Origin of the sequence: Cereibacter ovatus (genome assembly GCF_900207575.1) — a bacterium.
GTDB lineage: Bacteria > Pseudomonadota > Alphaproteobacteria > Rhodobacterales > Rhodobacteraceae > Cereibacter_A > Cereibacter_A ovatus.
Genome location: NZ_OAOQ01000016.1, coordinates 52226 through 66396, shown reverse-complemented (window position 1 = coordinate 66396; position 14171 = coordinate 52226). Strand labels below are relative to the sequence as shown.

Here is a 14171-nt window from a genome sequence, read left to right as displayed (position 1 = left end):
TCACAATCGAACCCTGTGATGAATCGCGGAAAGGCCGTCATGCGTTTTTTGCATGGGTTATGCGTGCAGGTCATGGCTTTGGCGGGGTCAGCCCGCGATGTCGACCGCCACGATCGCGACACAATCGCCCGGTTTCACAAGGCCGGGAAAGTGGCGCCCGCTTAGCAGCCCGGTGCGGCGCACGTTCAGCGTGACCGGATCGGCGCCGGTGCGCCCGGTGGGATAGATCCGCGCGATGGGCTGGCCGGCCTCGACCGGATCGCCAAGGTCGGCGAGGAACTCGATCAACCCGCCGTCTTCGGAAAAGGTGAAGCAGTCGCCGTCGGGCATGTCGAGCCAGCGCGTCGGCTGCGGATCGGCCGCGGCCTTCAGGATGCCGGCGGCGATCAGCAGGTTTCGGCAGCCGCGCCGGGCGATTGCGGTGGTGCGGGCCGAAGCGGTGCCGCCGCCGCCAAGTTCGGTGGTGACGAAGGTTTTGCCCATCGCCTCGGCGGCGGTGTCATAAAGGCCCGCGGTGTCGATTTCCAGCATCCGGATGCTGAAGGGCGCCCCGAAGGCGCGCACCAGCGCGAAGGCGCGGGCCTCTTGTGCCTTGTCGGGCTGGATGTGGGCGGCGCAGAACGGCAGGAAATCCAGCGTCCGGCCGCCAGAGTGGAAATCCAGCACCACATCCGCAAGGGGCAGCAGCACGCGCTGAAAATAGTCGGCGATCTTTTCGGTCACGCTGCCGTCGGGGCGGCCGGGAAAGCTGCGGTTCAGGTTGCCGCGGTCGATGGGCGAGGTCCGGGTGCCGGCAAGGAAGGCGGGATGGTTCATTGCCGGCAGGATGATGACGCGGCCCTCGATATCGTCGGGCCGCAGCGTCCGCGCCAGATCGAACAGCGCAATCGGCCCTTCGTATTCGTCGCCATGGTTGGCGCCGGTCAGCAGCGCGGTGGGGCCGGGGCCGTTCCGCACCACCGTGACCGGGATCATGACCGATCCCCAGGCCGCATCGTCGCGGCTGTAGGGCAGGCGCAGGAAGCCGTGCTGCACGCCATCGGCGTCGAAATCGACGGTGGCGGTGATCGGCGAGGGCTTCATGTGGCGCCGTTTGCGAACTGGATCATGCGGCGCACGCTCATCGAGATATGGGTGCGGCGGATATAGCCCACCGCTTCCAGATCGCCGATTTCCAGCGCCGCCAGCGTATCGGCCATCTCGCGGTGAAACACCTCGACCTCGTCGGAAAGGTTCAGCTTGGGCGCCGAGGTCAGCCAGATCCGGTGCGTAAGGTAGTAAAGCCGCTCGGTGATCTCGCGCAGCGGCTGGTTGCCGATCATCTGCGCCACTTCCTGAAAGAACTGCATGTTCAGCTGGGTATAGCGCCGGGGATCGGGGTGCAGGCGCAACCGGTCACATTCGGCCATCAGCACGCGGATGCGGTTCAGATCGTCTTCGGTGCGCGGCAGCGGATCAAGCCTGCCGATCAGAACAGCCAGTTCCATGCGCAGCTTGTAGGTCTGTAGCAGGCCGGCGGGATCGACGGTGGTGACGAAGGTGCCGACGCCGTGGCGGCTTTCCACCAGCCCTTCGGATTCCAGCCGCGACAGCACCCGGCGCAGCGGCGTGCGCGAGACGCCGAATTCGCGCGCAAGCTCTTCCTCGCCCAGCCGCGTGCCTGGTTCATAGTCGATCAGGCAGATCCGGTCGCGCAGCGTCATGTAGATCGTTTCGAACCGCTCGCGCGCGATGGTCTTGGGGCGGTGGTTGTCGTCAAGCTGGCTCATCCGGCCTCCAGCACGGCGCGCAGGAAGGCGCGGGTCCGTTCATTCTGCGGGTTGTGGAAGAAGTCCCGCGCCGGGGCTTCCTCACAGATCCGCCCCTGATGCAGGAAGCAGACCCTGTCGGCAAATTCGCGCGCAAAGCCCATCTGATGGGTGACCACCATCATCGTCAGGTCATGTTCTTCCCCCAGTCTGCGGATGACCGTCAGCACTTCCCCCACCGTTTCGGGATCAAGCGCCGAGGTCACCTCGTCGAACAGCATGACCTTGGGGCGCATCGCCAGCGCCCGTGCGATGGCGACCCGCTGCTGTTGCCCGCCCGAAAGCTGCGAGGGATAGTAGTCCTTTCGCGACGCCAGCCCCACCATTTCCAGCAGCTCGGTGGCGCGCTCGATCGCCGCGGCGCGGGTCAGGCCCAGCACCCTCATCGGCGCCTCGATGCAGTTGCCCATCGCGGTCAGGTGCGGAAACAGGTTGAACGACTGGAACACCATCCCGACCTTGCCGCGCATCCGCCGGATATGGGCCATGTCGGGCGGCAGGCGCTTGCCCTGCCGTTCCATATGGGTCAGCGGTTCGCCCTCGATGAAGATTTCGCCGCTGTCGACAGGGTCCAGCGCCATCAGCATCCGCAGAAGCGAGGTCTTGCCCGAACCCGAGGCGCCGATGATCGCCACCTTCTCGTTGCGTGCGACATCCAGGTTCAGCCCGTCCACTACGATATGACTGCCATGGCGTTTGGTCACGTTCTGGAACCGCACCATCGGATCTTGCATCATCGCCGCACCCCTTGGGTGATCCGCGCTTCCACCAGTCGGATAAGCGCGGCCGAAATCAGGCTCATGCCGAGAAAGAACAGCCCGACCAGCGTGATCGGCTCGGTGTAGCGGAAACTTTCCGATCCGATGATCTTTGCCGTCTGCATCAGTTCCAGCACCGCGATGGCCGAGAGCAGCGGCGTTTCCTTGAACAGCGCCACCAGATAGTTGCCCAGCGCCGGGATCACCGGCGGGATCGCCTGTGGCAGGATGATGCGCATCAGCGCGGTCCCGCGGTTCAGGTTCAGCGCCTCGGCGGCTTCCCACTGGCTGCGGGGCACCGCCTCAAAGCCCGCGCGATACACCTCGGAGCAATAGGCGGCGTAATGGACCCCGATGGCAAGCGTGCCCGCCGTCAGCGCATCCAGCACAAGGCCGATCTCGGGTCCGACGAAGTAAAGCACGAAGATCTGGATCAGCAGCGGGGTCGAGCGGACCAGTTCCACCCCGACCGAGATCGGCAGCGCGGTCCGTGGCCAGGCGATCCGCGCCAGCGTCAGCCCAAGACCCAGCGTGGCCGCCAGCGCAAAGCCCATCACCGTTGCCTGCACCGTGACGATGGCAGCCTGTCCAAGGCGCGGCAGGATCTCGATGGCAAAGGCCCAATCCCAGATCATGCGCGCCTGCCCAGCCCACGGATCGCACGCCGTTCCATCAGCCGCATCCCGATGGTGATGGTCAGTGACATGAACAGATATCCCAGCAGCACAAGGGTGAAGATAGGGCCGGTCTGCATCGTGGTCTGGTTCATCTGCTGCGCTCGGAAGGTCAGGTCCGCCAGCGTGATCAGCGAGACCAGCGACGTGCCCTTCAACAGTTCGATGAACAGGTTGCCCCATGGCGGGATCATCGCCACGACCGCCTGCGGTAGGATGATCCGCGCCACGATCTGCCGGCGGCTCAGGTTCAGTGCAAGGCCGGCTTCCCATTGGTGGAGCGGCACCGCCAGCACGGCGCCGCGCACCACCTCGGCGCCATAGGCCCCGACATTCAGGCCCAGCGCCAGAACCGCGACCGTGAAGGCGTCGATCGTCACGCCGAACTGAGGCAGCACGAAGAACAGCCAGAACAGTTGCACCAGCGCCGAGGTGCCGCGGAACAGCTCGACATAGGTCACGGCCAGCCAACGCAGCGGCGCGGGGGCGTATAGTCGCGCAAGGCCCGCCGTCAGCGCCGCCGCAACCGCAAGGATCGCGCCCGCCACGGTGATCCGCATCGTGACCGCCGCACCTTCGACAAGGCCCGGCATGAAGGGACGATAGTCCTCGTGCCCGGCAAGCCACCACAGCGCCGCGGCCGTCAGTCCAAGCATGATGGCAAGCGGGGTGACACCCATTCAACGCGATCCGTCGCTGATTACTGAAACGGGTGGCCCCGAAGGGCAGGGCCGCCGGCCGTCATTCGGAACAAAGCTCGTCCGTGGTTCGGTTCGGCAGGTAGTCTGCGCCGAATCCGAACGGATCAACCAGTGCGAGATGTTCGGGGGTGCCCAGAAATGCCTTGAGTTCCTGATTGAAAGCATCGCGCAGCGCGGCATCCTCTTTGCGGAAGCCAAAGCCGCCATGGCTTTTGACCGACTGTCCTGCGACCTCGCCGAAGGGTTTCGTCTTTTCGACGCCACGGCCCTTGGCCACCATGTCGGCCACCGACAGCGCCGACAGCGCCGCCGCATCCGCGCGCCCGGTCTGCACCGCGGCCAGCAGGCTGGACTGATCGGGCAGCACCATCAGTTGCGCATCGGGCACACCGGCCAGCCGGGCATAGTCACGCTCGGCCGCGCCCGCCATCACCGCAAGCCTTATCCCCGGATCGGCCGCGACCGAGGCATAATCGCTTAACCTCTTGGGATTGCCCGCCTTGACCAGCAGTGCCTGCCCGATCCCGTAGGACGGTTCCGAAAAGGCGATCTGTTCGCAGCGTCTGGGGGTGATGAACATGCCGGCGGCGATGATGTCGAACCGCCCGGCCTGAAGACCGGGGATCAGCGATCCGAACTCGGTCAGGACGCCGTCCACTTCGGGGATGCCCATCCGGGCAAGAACCGCCTTCGCGACTTCCGGCGCCACGCCGGTCAGGTGGCCGTCCGGCGTGGCATAGCCAAAGGGCGCTTCGTTGGCAAAGCCCACGCGGATGAACCCCTGGGCCCTGATCCGTTCCAGGGTGGTCTGGCCGAAGGCGGTGCCTGACAGCAGCGCAAGACCGATCGAGACAAGGGTAGTCTGACTGGCTGAGGTCGAAATGCGTGTCATTCTGGCTCCCCGGTCTTGCGTCTGATGTCGCTGCGGCGTGTGGGGCCGATACTATGTCCTTTTGTATACATCGACAGTCGACCTGTCGCAATGAAATCTGATCCCGCGAAAAAGTCGCCGGGAAAGGCGCATGGTTGTATCTCTTGGTTTGGTCACGGATTCAGCCCTGACATCGCGCGTGCCCCGCGGCAACGCCGAGGTCAGGGTTGGGTGATGGCCCTGATATCGCAGATGCGATGGCGGAGGAGATGACGCAGATTTTCGACAAACTGTTCCCGCCTGAAGAATATGCCCGCCGCGTCAGCGACGTGAAGCGGCGGATGCGTGCGGCAGGGTTCGATCTGATCCTGTGCCAGGATCCGGCCAACATGTGCTGGCTGACCGGATTTGACGGCTGGTCGTTTTATGTGCCGCAATGCGTGCTGGTTCATGTCGATGCCGCGCATCCGGTGTGGTTCGGCCGGGCACAGGATGCCCGAAGCGCCCGGATCACCACCGATCTGCCTGACGGCGACATCGTGCCGTTTTCGGAACGGCTGGTGCATCACCCGGTCGAACATCCCTATGACGAGCTGGCGGCGCTGATCCGCGACCGGGGCTGGGGGGCGGCCCGGATCGGGGTCGAGATGGATGCCCATTACTACACTGCGCGCTGCCACCTGCATCTGCTGGCGGGGCTGTCGCAGGCCAGTCTTGCCAACAACGGCGATCTGGTGAACTGGGCGCGGCTGGTGAAATCGCCGGCCGAGGTGGCGCTGATGCGCGAGGCGGGCGCGATCTGCACCGCAGCCATTGCCCGCGCGACCGAGGCGATGGCGCCAGGCGTGCCCCAGCAGCAGGTGATCGCGGCGATCCTTCAGCAGTTGACGATGGGGGTGCCGGGGGCGGGGGGCGACTATGCCGCCATCGTGCCGCTGATGCCGGTGGGCGAGGGCACATCGACCCCGCACCTGACATGGAGCGACCGGCCGCTGCCGTCTTCGGCGCTGACCATGATCGAGATTGCGGGGGTGCGGCGGCGCTATCACGCGCCCCTGACGCGCACCTTCCATCTCGGCCCGCCGCCGCGGGCGCTGCGGGATCTGGCCAAAGTGATCGTCGAGGGGGTGGATGCCGGGCTGGACATGGCCCGCCCCGGCCGCACCGCCGAAGAGGTCGAAGCCGCTTGGCAGGCGGTGTTGCGCCGCAACGGTCTGTCGAAGGACAGCCGCGTGGGCTATTCCATCGGGCTGGCCTATCCGCCGGACTGGGGTGAGCGCACCGTCTCGTTGCGCCCGGGCGACCGGACCGCGTTGCAGGAAGGCATGTGCTTCCACATCCAGTCCGGGTTGTGGCTTCAGGATTTCGGCGTGGCGATTTCGGAAAGTTTCGTGGTGGGGCCATCGGGCGGCGAGCGGCTGTGTGACGCCCCGCGCGACGTGATCGTGGTGGATTGATCTTTGCGGCCCCTGCCGGGCCGGGGCGATCATGGCCCGGGCGCTTGCTCAGGCTGCGCCCCGATGGGCCCCGCGCCCCTGTTCTGCCGTGCTGCCGGATTGTCCTGTGGTCATGGCGTCGACGAATCGACTGCCCCCTTGCCGTGCCGCGCGCGAGTCCGCTCGCGTTGGAAAAATGCCGCCGTTCTGCGCGCAACTTTCCGCTGACGATAATCATCTGTCCGGAAAATCGCGCCATGGTTGTATCGCAAGCCGCCCGCGCTTGCACTTTTGGCCAGAAGGTAAAGGAAGGATTGACGCAGGGTGGTGATACATCCACAAGATGACTTACATTATCAGGATGAGTATTACCTATACTTTCGATACCACCACTTGAGAACGCGCTGAATTTCCCCACGAAGCAGAAGGGGCGGCAAGAGCGAGCCGCCCCTTCCCTTATGTCGCGTTCCGGCTGCCGGTTTCCCTGTGGTTTCCCTGCCTGCGCCTGCGCCTGCGCCTGCGTCCGGGGCCCCGGCGGACCTTGCCGTAAGTCGGGTGGGGCACTAGGGAGGGCGCAACCCGTGCCAGCAGAAGGATCGCGCCCCGATGACACCGCTTGATGCGGCCCATGCCGCGATGGAGGCCGCACCCGGCGATGATGCCGCGCGGCTTCGGTTCTATGGCCGGCTGGCCGATGGCGAACTGTTCCTGCTTCTGGAACGCGAGCCCGAGGACGAGACCCTGTCGCCGCAGCTTTTCGACCTTGAGGACGGGCCGGTGGTGCTGGCCTTCGACCTTGAAGAACGGCTTTCGGCCTTTACCGGGATGCCGGCGCCCTATGCGGCGCTGCCCGGGCGGGTGGTGGCGGGGTTGCTGGCAGGGCGGGGGATCGGTCTGGGGCTGAACCTTGGCGATGCGCCCTCGGCCATGCTGTTGCCACCCGAGGCGGTGGACTGGCTGGCCGAGACCATCGGCCACGCCCCTACCGAAGCCGAGGCGCGGCTGGACGCCTTCCGGCCGCCCAGCCTGCCAGAGGCGTTGGTGGCGGCCCTTGACGCCAAGCTGGCCGGGGCAGGCGGGCTGGCCTCTCATGCGCTGGTGGCGGCGGTGGACTATGCCGATGCGCGCACCGGCCATCTGCTGGCCTTTGTGGGCTGCCTTCCGGGCGCCGAACCCGCACTGGCGCGGGCAGTGTCCGAGGCGCTGACCTTCTCGGGGATCGAGGCCGGGGCGCTGGATGTAGGCTTTCTGTCCCCGGACGAGGGCGCCGCAGTGCTGATGGAGCGGGTTGCGCTGCGCTTCGACCTGCCGGTGCCCGTGGTGCCCGAACTGCACGAGGAACATGCGCCCGCAGCGCCGGGGATGGACCCCGATCGCCCGCCGATCCTGCGCTGAAACGGCGGGATTCCCCGGTGCCGAAGGGACTTCCGTTGGGGTATTTAAATACCGTTTTTGTAGGTCATTGTTTTGCAATGATTAAATCGTGTGTCGTGCTCTTGACCTGATGCGCGAAATGCCCGAGACAGCCGCATCCGAATTCGCGGGGCCCGCCCCCGCCCCATTCCAGGGATTCCCGATGAAAACCTTCACCGCTACGCCGGCGGATATCGAGAAGAAATGGATCCTGATCGACGCCGAGGGCGTCGTTCTGGGCCGTCTCGCCACGATCGTCGCCAACATCCTGCGCGGCAAGAACAAGCCGTCCTTCACTCCTCACATGGACATGGGCGACAACGTCATCATCATCAACGCCGACAAGGTGCAGATGACCGGCAACAAGCGCGCTGACAAGCGTTACTACTGGCACACCGGCCATCCGGGCGGGATCAAGTTCCGCACCGCCGCTCAGGTTCTGGACGGCGCCCACCCCGAGCGTGTGGTCATCAAGGCGGTCGAGCGCATGATCTCGCGCAACAGCCTTGGCCGTCAGCAGATGACGAACCTGCGCGTCTACGCCGGCGCCGAGCATCCGCATGAAGCGCAGCAGCCCACCGTTCTCGACGTCAAGTCGCTGAACCCGAAGAACACCCGGAGCGCGTAAGCCATGTCCGACATCAAATCCCTCGACGAGCTGAAGTCGGTCGTGGCCGACGCCCCGGTGGCCGAAGCCGCCGTCGCGCGTGAGCCGGTTCGTGACTCGCTCGGCCGCGCTTACGCGACCGGCAAGCGCAAGGACGCGGTCGCCCGCGTCTGGATCAAGCCGGGTTCGGGCAAGGTCACCGTCAACGGCAAGCCGATGGCCGAATATTTCGCCCGTCCGGTGCTTCAGATGATCCTGCGCCAGCCGTTCACGGTCGCCAATGTCGAAGGCCAGTTCGACGTGGTGGCGACGGTTGCCGGCGGCGGCCTGTCGGGTCAGGCCGGTGCGGTCAAGCACGGCATCTCGAAGGCGCTTCAGCTGTATGAACCCGCCCTGCGCGCCGCGCTGAAATCCGCGGGCTTCCTGACCCGCGACAGCCGCGTGGTGGAACGCAAGAAATACGGCAAGGCGAAAGCCCGCCGCAGCTTCCAGTTCTCCAAGCGTTAACAGCCGCGAGACCGGATCTGTATCCACGGGGAAAGCGCAGCCAAGGCTGCGCTTTCTTCATTCCGGCGCCGCGGTGACAGGCCGCGCCGCGGGGCTTTGCCTCGCATCGGGATGGGGGCGCCTGCACCGATCAGCCGATGGCGCCCGCGGCTAGGCAGGTCGCACAGCCTGTCAGGGCTGCATAATCATCCTCGACCACCGCCACCGGAAAATCCGCCATGAAGGCCGAGAACCGGCCCTTGTCGCGGAACGCCTCGGCAAAGCCCAGAGGCAGGAGATGGGGTGCAAAGGCCCTCGCCACGCCGCCGCACAGGTAGATCCCGCCGAAGGGCAGGTGGATCAGGGCAAGATTGCCGGTCTCGGCCCCCAGCAGACACGCGAACAGCCGTGCCGCCTCTTGTGCGGGGCCGGGTTCGGCGATGGCGGCCATGATCCCGGCGGCGGTGCGGCTTTCGGCAATGCCGGTCTCGGCGCAGGCGAAGGCATGCAGCCGTTCCAGACCGCGGCCCGACAGCACGTCCTCGACACCGGCAAAGCCATGGGCGGTCTCGACGAAGCGGGCAAGGCGCAGGTCGCGTTCGGTTCGGACGGGCATCCCGGCGTGACCACATTCCGAGGCCGCGACCAGCCGGCCGGTTGCCGTGTCATGGACCGGGGCCGCGTTGAAGCCGGTGCCGACCCCCACCACCAGCCTCGGCCCCGTAGGGGCTCTGTCGGGGCCGGGCAGCAGCACCCGCAGGTTTGCGGCATCGATATGACCCAGCGCATGACCCTGCGCCTGAAGGTCGTTCAGGACGGCCACACGGGCGGCGCCGGTCGCGTCCCGAAGCTGATCTCCGTCCACTGTCCAGTCCAGATTGGTCAGCGTCGCCACGCCATCGCGGACGGGGCCTGCGGCGGCCACGCAGGCGCCCTCGATCCGGGGGCTGCCTGCGTCCGACAGGAACGCGCGCAGCACGGGCGCAAGGGCCGGATGATCGGCATTGCGAAAGCGGCGGATCGTTGCGGGCAGCAGGCGCGGCCCGCTGGCCAGCGCCACGCGGGTGTTGGTTCCACCGATGTCGGCCACAAGCGAGAGCGGGGCGTCGGCCATGGTGTCCTCTCTGTCAGGCGACCGCGTCATCCGCGCGGTCCTGTGTGATAGGATGGTTTCCGGGTGCGTCGCAAGGCAGGGCCGTCGCCCGCCCCATGGCGATTGTGTCCGGTGGGCGGCGCCCTTATCTTCCGGCCCAGGCAGAAGAAGGAATGGGTTCATGTTGCGTCCGCCGGTGTTTCCCCCGCCCCAGTTTCCGCCTGTGCGGTTGCGGCCGTTCCAGCGCACGCCGCCGGCGATCTTTCCGCCGATCCTGGGGCTGATGGGCCTTGGCCTTGCACTGCGGAAAGCGGCCGAGGTCTGGGGGCTGAATGGTGCCGTGGCCGAGGCGGTTCTGGGCGCCACGGTGGGCCTTGGCGCCTTCGCGGTCGTGGCCTATCTGGCCAAGGTGGCACAGCGCCCGTCCGTGGTGGCCGAGGATCTGCGCGTCCTTCCGGGTCGTGCCGGACTTGCGGCGGCGGTGATGGGGCTTCTGGCGCTGGCCGCAGCCCTTCAGCCCTATTCCGAGGCCGGGGCGCGGTCCACGCTTGTGGCGGGGCTGGCGCTTCAGGCGGCGCTGGCGGTGACGGTGGCGGTGCTGATCCTGCGCAGCCCGCCCGAGGCGCGCAGCGTGACCCCGGTCTTTCATCTGCATTTTGTGGGGTTCATCGTCGGCGGCCTGTCGGCTGATGCGGTGGGCTGGCCGATGCTGGGGGTGGGGCTGATGCTGGCCACCCTGCCGGTCGCGCTGGCGATCTGGGTGGCCTCGCTGGCGCAGATCGTGGCCAAGGTGCCGCCCGCGCCGCTGCGGCCGCTGCTGGCGATCCATCTGGCGCCGGCGGCGCTGCTGGGGATGGTGGCGCAGGGGCTGGGGTTTGCGGTCTTTGCCACGATCTGTGCCGCGATTGGCGGGCTGATCCTTCTGGCGCTGATCGTGTGGGCGCGCTGGCTGCTGGCTGCGGGGTTCAGCCCGCTCTGGGGGGCGCTGACCTTTCCGCTGGCGGCCTATGCCGGGCTGATGCTGGCGCTGTGGCCGATGGCGGGTGCGGTGCTGCTGGCGGCCGCGCTGCTGGCCATTCCGCCGATTGCGGTCAGGATCATGCAGGATTGGGCCAAGGGCGGGCTGGCGGCCAGAACCAACGCCGCGACCGCCTGATCCGAGGGGCAGTGGGGGCCGATTTCCCCCTTGCCTTCGCCTCGGCCCCATGAAACAGGGAACCGCCAAACGATCCCATCCAAGGAACACCCCATGGAGATTCGCGAGGCGCTCACCTTCGACGACGTCCTTCTTGTCCCCGCGGCCAGCAGTGTGCTGCCGTCGGACGCGGACACCTCAACCTTCGTCACGAAGGCGATCCGCATGAACATCCCGCTGCTCTCCTCGGCGATGGATACAGTGACCGAGGGCCGCATGGCGATCGCCATGGCACAGGCCGGCGGCATCGGCGTGATCCACCGCAACCTCGGCATCGAGGAACAGGCGCGCGAGGTCAGCCGCGTGAAGCGGTTCGAAAGCGGCATCGTCTATGCCCCGATCACGCTGCGCGCCGACCAGACGCTGGGCGACGCCAAGGCGCTTCAGGAACGCTACAACGTCACCGGATTCCCGGTGGTGGACGAGACCGGCCGCGTCGTCGGCATCGTCACCAACCGCGACATGCGCTTTGCCGATGATGACAAGACGCCGGTCCGGGTGATGATGACCGCGGACAATCTGGCGATCCTGCAAGAGCCTGCCGACCGCGATACCGCGATCAGCCTGATGAAGGCGCGCCGGATCGAAAAGCTGCTGGTGACCGACGGTCAGGGCAAGCTGACCGGCCTTCTGACGCTGAAGGACACCGAAAAGTCGGTGCTGAACCCCCATGCCTGCAAGGACGAACTGGGCCGGCTGCGCGTCGCCGCCGCCTCGACCGTGGGCGAGGCCGGATTCGAGCGCAGCCGCGCCCTGATCGAGGCCGGCGTCGACATGGTGGTGATCGACACCGCGCATGGCCATTCCGAAGGCGTGGCACGGGCGGTCGAGCGGATCAAGGGCTTCTCGAACGCGGTTCAGGTGGTGGCGGGCAACGTGGCCACGGCCGATGCCACCCGCGCGCTGATTGCGGCCGGCGCCGATGCGGTCAAGGTGGGGATCGGGCCGGGCTCGATCTGCACCACGCGGATCGTGGCGGGCGTGGGTGTGCCGCAGCTGACCGCGATCATGGATTCGGCCCGGGCGGCCGGGGATGTGCCGGTGATCGCCGACGGCGGGATCAAGTATTCCGGCGATTTCGCCAAGGCGATCGCGGCCGGCGCCTCTTGCGCGATGGTGGGTTCGGCCATCGCCGGCACCGACGAGTCCCCCGGCGAGGTGATCCTGTATCAGGGCCGCAGCTTCAAAAGCTATCGCGGCATGGGCAGCCTCGGGGCGATGGCGCGCGGCTCGGCCGACCGCTATTTCCAGAAGGATGCGGCCTCGGACAAGCTGGTGCCGGAAGGGATCGAGGGGCAGGTGCCCTACAAGGGGTCTGTCTCGGCGGTGATCCACCAGATGGTCGGCGGCCTGCGCGCCGCGATGGGCTATACCGGCTGCCGCACGGTGGCCGAGATGCGCGCGAATTGCAACTTCGTGCGGATCACCGGCGCGGGCCTGAAGGAAAGCCATGTCCATGACGTGCAGATCACGCGGGAAAGCCCGAACTACCGCCTCGGCTGACCCCTTATTTTATTGACTGAGATGAGGCCCGGGCGATGCCCGTCCCGGGCCTTCGTCATTGAACAAGACCGGAACTGGACGGAGCATACCAAGAACCGGACACTGCATCAGTTGCCGGACTGATGCAAAAAAGGATAGCAGCGGCTTGTAACTGATGCAGTCAAAACGAGGCCGGCCTCAGGCGGTGAGGAAGTCCGCGTGTGAGAGCGGCGGAGGGACATGCACCGCTCACGAGCGACGGTGCAGGTTCTCCGGGGATCACGAGGCCAGCAGCCGCTCCAGCGCCCGGGCCCCAGCCGCCGCATCGAGGATCTTCAATCGAGCTTCGGTGAATGTCTGCGCGAGGTAGATCACTGTCGTCAGCTCTTCGCCCAACTGGTCATAGACCGGCTTCGGATCAGGTGGAGTCACGCAGCACTCGTCCAGCCATATGCCGTCGTCGTAGCCAATGACGTGCTCGCGCATGTTGCGGATGGCGTCGGCGATCAGGTCGGCGATCGGATCGCCGTCGAGCTCATCAAAAGCCTCTCCGACAGCAAGCCTGATGAGCGTCGGCTTCGGAAGAAATGCGGATCGCTCCGCTCTCCGCCGATCTGATCCTCCATCTCATGCGGCAGCTTGAGATCGGCGCAGTCCGCGGTGAGTCTGCGCTGTCGCAGCACTGCTGCCCTTCGCATTCGCTCTCCATCTCACCTTGGAGCCGTCAGGGAATATGGCAACCTCGACCTCTTGCAGCATGTGCATGATCTCGGCCTTCGCCGCGCCTTCGTCGGCCTCTGCACCTTTCTTCCTGGCGGCCGCAGCGGTCGCATCCGCGATGAGCCGCATGGCTCTTTCGTGGATCTCAGGCGGCATGGCTGCGCGAGGATCCAGGTCCGGCGGCGACCGAGATCGCCCGCCGCGATGACTTCAAATTGTGAAACGGCCTTAGCGCATGACATACGTCATGACGTATGTCATGAAACCAAGCCCCGGCAGGCGGCCCTCGGCGGAGCCTTACTCAGAATGTCACATCAGCCAGATGTGAATCGTTCAAGGCCATCGCCGCCAGTTCCCGGTGATCGTGACGCGCCGGCCGAAATATGCCTGCCGGTCCTGCACTGATGGCGTTGTGCAGGCGCCCGCCCCGGATCCACGTATCCCGGGTGGCCGGCCGAGCGAGGCCTTGGTCGTCGATGTGCTGGTCTCGAAATACGCCGATCACCTGCCCTTGTGCCGTCAGGCCCAGGTCATGGCCGTCAGGGCCTAGACCTTGGTCGCTCCACGCTGGCGGACTGGGGGCCGGTCCGAACGCGTGGTTCCCGTGCCAGTCGCGTCACGTCCGCCGGGCAGGCGGCGACGCCGCGTCCGGATGCAAAAGGTCATGGGCGCGCAGCCGTTGCATCAGCGACATCCCGCATGGAGACGCGTGACCGCCAGTTCCTGCCGATGATTGTGACGGCTTTCCTTGCGACTGCGGATCTTCTCTGCATCCTGCGCCGTCTGACGACGACCCGGATCGTCTGCCGCGCAGGCCGAATTCTGTGAAACGATGCTGGCGCAGCTCAGACAGCCCGACGCCGGCAGCGGACTATCGGCAGAAGCCTATCCCCCGGGGGGGGGGGGCGTTGCCATTGGCGCCAACCG

The 14171-nt window shown here is 66.4% G+C and carries 16 protein-coding genes and 1 pseudogene; 8 read left to right on the top strand and 9 right to left on the bottom strand.

Features of this window, described 5'->3' with window-relative positions; translation table 11 throughout:
* Positions 1–87: 87 nt before the first annotated feature.
* The 6 genes from doeB to ehuB all read right to left on the bottom strand — a co-directional run bounded on the left by doeB (position 88) and on the right by ehuB (position 4833).
* A complete protein-coding gene (gene doeB, locus CRO07_RS14465) occupies positions 88–1083 on the bottom strand; it encodes a N(2)-acetyl-L-2,4-diaminobutanoate deacetylase DoeB (protein ID WP_097031376.1) in 996 nt (331 codons plus the stop codon).
* Entirely contained in the window at positions 1080–1769 is a 690-nt protein-coding gene (locus tag CRO07_RS14460; RefSeq protein WP_097031375.1) for a GntR family transcriptional regulator, read from the bottom strand. The genes doeB and CRO07_RS14460 overlap by 4 nt, the downstream gene beginning before the upstream one ends.
* Positions 1766–2542 carry an ectoine/hydroxyectoine ABC transporter ATP-binding protein EhuA gene (gene ehuA, locus CRO07_RS14455; protein WP_204840023.1) on the bottom strand — a complete coding sequence of 259 codons (777 nt, stop codon included), beginning with the start codon at positions 2540–2542 and terminating at the stop codon, positions 1766–1768. The genes CRO07_RS14460 and ehuA overlap by 4 nt, the downstream gene beginning before the upstream one ends.
* Positions 2542–3201 (bottom strand): ectoine/hydroxyectoine ABC transporter permease subunit EhuD, encoded by a 660-nt coding sequence (gene ehuD / locus CRO07_RS14450; protein ID WP_097031373.1) that lies wholly within the window; start codon positions 3199–3201, stop codon positions 2542–2544. The genes ehuA and ehuD overlap by 1 nt, the downstream gene beginning before the upstream one ends.
* On the bottom strand, positions 3198–3920 hold the full coding sequence (gene ehuC, locus CRO07_RS14445) for an ectoine/hydroxyectoine ABC transporter permease subunit EhuC (protein WP_097031372.1): 723 nt from the start codon (positions 3918–3920) through the stop codon (positions 3198–3200). Before ehuC ends, ehuD begins: the two co-directional genes overlap by 4 nt.
* Positions 3921–3981: 61 nt before the next feature.
* Positions 3982–4833 (bottom strand): ectoine/hydroxyectoine ABC transporter substrate-binding protein EhuB, encoded by an 852-nt coding sequence (ehuB, locus tag CRO07_RS14440; protein ID WP_097031371.1) that lies wholly within the window; start codon positions 4831–4833, stop codon positions 3982–3984.
* A gap of 248 nt (positions 4834–5081) precedes the next feature.
* Here ehuB and CRO07_RS14435 point away from each other — a divergent pair, with 248 nt between their 5' ends.
* The 4 genes from CRO07_RS14435 to rpsI all read left to right on the top strand — a co-directional run bounded on the left by CRO07_RS14435 (position 5082) and on the right by rpsI (position 8775).
* The gene (locus tag CRO07_RS14435) at positions 5082–6269 is read left to right on the top strand and encodes a M24 family metallopeptidase (RefSeq protein WP_097031397.1); all 1188 of its coding nucleotides are present in this window, start codon (positions 5082–5084) and stop codon (positions 6267–6269) included.
* Positions 6270–6854: 585 nt separating this feature from the next.
* Positions 6855–7643: an SseB family protein gene (locus CRO07_RS14430; RefSeq protein WP_097031370.1), complete on the top strand. Its 789-nt coding sequence runs from the start codon at positions 6855–6857 to the stop codon at positions 7641–7643.
* Positions 7644–7824: 181 nt separating this feature from the next.
* A complete protein-coding gene (gene rplM / locus CRO07_RS14425) occupies positions 7825–8289 on the top strand; it encodes a 50S ribosomal protein L13 (protein ID WP_097031396.1) in 465 nt (154 codons plus the stop codon).
* Positions 8290–8292: 3 nt separating this feature from the next.
* Positions 8293–8775, top strand: a complete 483-nt coding sequence (gene rpsI / locus CRO07_RS14420) for a 30S ribosomal protein S9 (protein ID WP_097031369.1) — start codon at positions 8293–8295, stop codon at positions 8773–8775.
* A 130-nt stretch (positions 8776–8905) separates the two neighbouring features.
* Here the strand turns inward: rpsI and CRO07_RS14415 are convergent, their stop codons facing one another.
* Positions 8906–9868 (bottom strand): glucokinase, encoded by a 963-nt coding sequence (locus CRO07_RS14415; RefSeq protein WP_097031395.1) that lies wholly within the window; start codon positions 9866–9868, stop codon positions 8906–8908.
* 160 nt (positions 9869–10028) lie between these two features.
* Between CRO07_RS14415 and CRO07_RS14410 the strand changes: the two genes are divergently transcribed.
* Together CRO07_RS14410 and guaB are read left to right on the top strand one after the other, a co-directional pair.
* Positions 10029–11003 (top strand): TDT family transporter, encoded by a 975-nt coding sequence (locus CRO07_RS14410; RefSeq protein WP_097031368.1) that lies wholly within the window; start codon positions 10029–10031, stop codon positions 11001–11003.
* 93 nt (positions 11004–11096) lie between these two features.
* Positions 11097–12545: an IMP dehydrogenase gene (guaB, locus tag CRO07_RS14405; protein WP_097031367.1), complete on the top strand. Its 1449-nt coding sequence runs from the start codon at positions 11097–11099 to the stop codon at positions 12543–12545.
* Between the two features lie 258 nt (positions 12546–12803).
* On the opposite strand, the gene CRO07_RS14400 is transcribed toward guaB, so the two are convergent.
* Together CRO07_RS14400 and CRO07_RS18745 are read right to left on the bottom strand one after the other, a co-directional pair.
* On the bottom strand, positions 12804–13010 hold the full coding sequence (locus CRO07_RS14400; RefSeq protein WP_097031366.1) for a hypothetical protein: 207 nt from the start codon (positions 13008–13010) through the stop codon (positions 12804–12806).
* Positions 13011–13151: 141 nt separating this feature from the next.
* Positions 13152–13373, bottom strand: a complete 222-nt coding sequence (locus tag CRO07_RS18745; RefSeq protein WP_176504585.1) for a hypothetical protein — start codon at positions 13371–13373, stop codon at positions 13152–13154.
* A gap of 220 nt (positions 13374–13593) precedes the next feature.
* On the opposite strand from CRO07_RS18745, the pseudogene CRO07_RS14390 reads away from it, so the two are divergent.
* Positions 13594–13823, top strand: a pseudogene (locus tag CRO07_RS14390) (IS66 family transposase); the annotation flags it as partial.
* 120 nt (positions 13824–13943) lie between these two features.
* Positions 13944–14072, top strand: a complete 129-nt coding sequence (locus CRO07_RS19360; RefSeq protein WP_268876259.1) for a hypothetical protein — start codon at positions 13944–13946, stop codon at positions 14070–14072.
* The last annotated feature ends 99 nt before the right edge of the window (positions 14073–14171 follow it).

Excerpts from the sequence above, each read along its gene's own strand:
- CRO07_RS18745 (WP_176504585.1), bottom strand. The coding sequence starts at position 13,373 with ATGCGGCTCATCGCGGATGCGACCGCTGCGGCCGCCAGGAAGAAAGGT.
- CRO07_RS14410 (WP_097031368.1), top strand. The coding sequence starts at position 10,029 with ATGTTGCGTCCGCCGGTGTTTCCCCCGCCCCAGTTTCCGCCTGTGCGG.
- rplM (WP_097031396.1), top strand. The coding sequence starts at position 7,825 with ATGAAAACCTTCACCGCTACGCCGGCGGATATCGAGAAGAAATGGATC.
- CRO07_RS19360 (WP_268876259.1), top strand. The coding sequence starts at position 13,944 with ATGGAGACGCGTGACCGCCAGTTCCTGCCGATGATTGTGACGGCTTTC.
- CRO07_RS14400 (WP_097031366.1), bottom strand. The coding sequence starts at position 13,010 with ATGCGCGAGCACGTCATTGGCTACGACGACGGCATATGGCTGGACGAG.
- ehuC (WP_097031372.1), bottom strand. The coding sequence starts at position 3,920 with ATGGGTGTCACCCCGCTTGCCATCATGCTTGGACTGACGGCCGCGGCG.
- guaB (WP_097031367.1), top strand. The coding sequence starts at position 11,097 with ATGGAGATTCGCGAGGCGCTCACCTTCGACGACGTCCTTCTTGTCCCC.
- doeB (WP_097031376.1), bottom strand. The coding sequence starts at position 1,083 with ATGAAGCCCTCGCCGATCACCGCCACCGTCGATTTCGACGCCGATGGC.
- ehuA (WP_204840023.1), bottom strand. The coding sequence starts at position 2,542 with ATGCAAGATCCGATGGTGCGGTTCCAGAACGTGACCAAACGCCATGGC.
- ehuB (WP_097031371.1), bottom strand. The coding sequence starts at position 4,833 with ATGACACGCATTTCGACCTCAGCCAGTCAGACTACCCTTGTCTCGATC.
- CRO07_RS14460 (WP_097031375.1), bottom strand. The coding sequence starts at position 1,769 with ATGAGCCAGCTTGACGACAACCACCGCCCCAAGACCATCGCGCGCGAG.
- CRO07_RS14430 (WP_097031370.1), top strand. The coding sequence starts at position 6,855 with ATGACACCGCTTGATGCGGCCCATGCCGCGATGGAGGCCGCACCCGGC.
- rpsI (WP_097031369.1), top strand. The coding sequence starts at position 8,293 with ATGTCCGACATCAAATCCCTCGACGAGCTGAAGTCGGTCGTGGCCGAC.
- CRO07_RS14435 (WP_097031397.1), top strand. The coding sequence starts at position 5,082 with ATGACGCAGATTTTCGACAAACTGTTCCCGCCTGAAGAATATGCCCGC.
- CRO07_RS14415 (WP_097031395.1), bottom strand. The coding sequence starts at position 9,868 with ATGGCCGACGCCCCGCTCTCGCTTGTGGCCGACATCGGTGGAACCAAC.
- ehuD (WP_097031373.1), bottom strand. The coding sequence starts at position 3,201 with ATGATCTGGGATTGGGCCTTTGCCATCGAGATCCTGCCGCGCCTTGGA.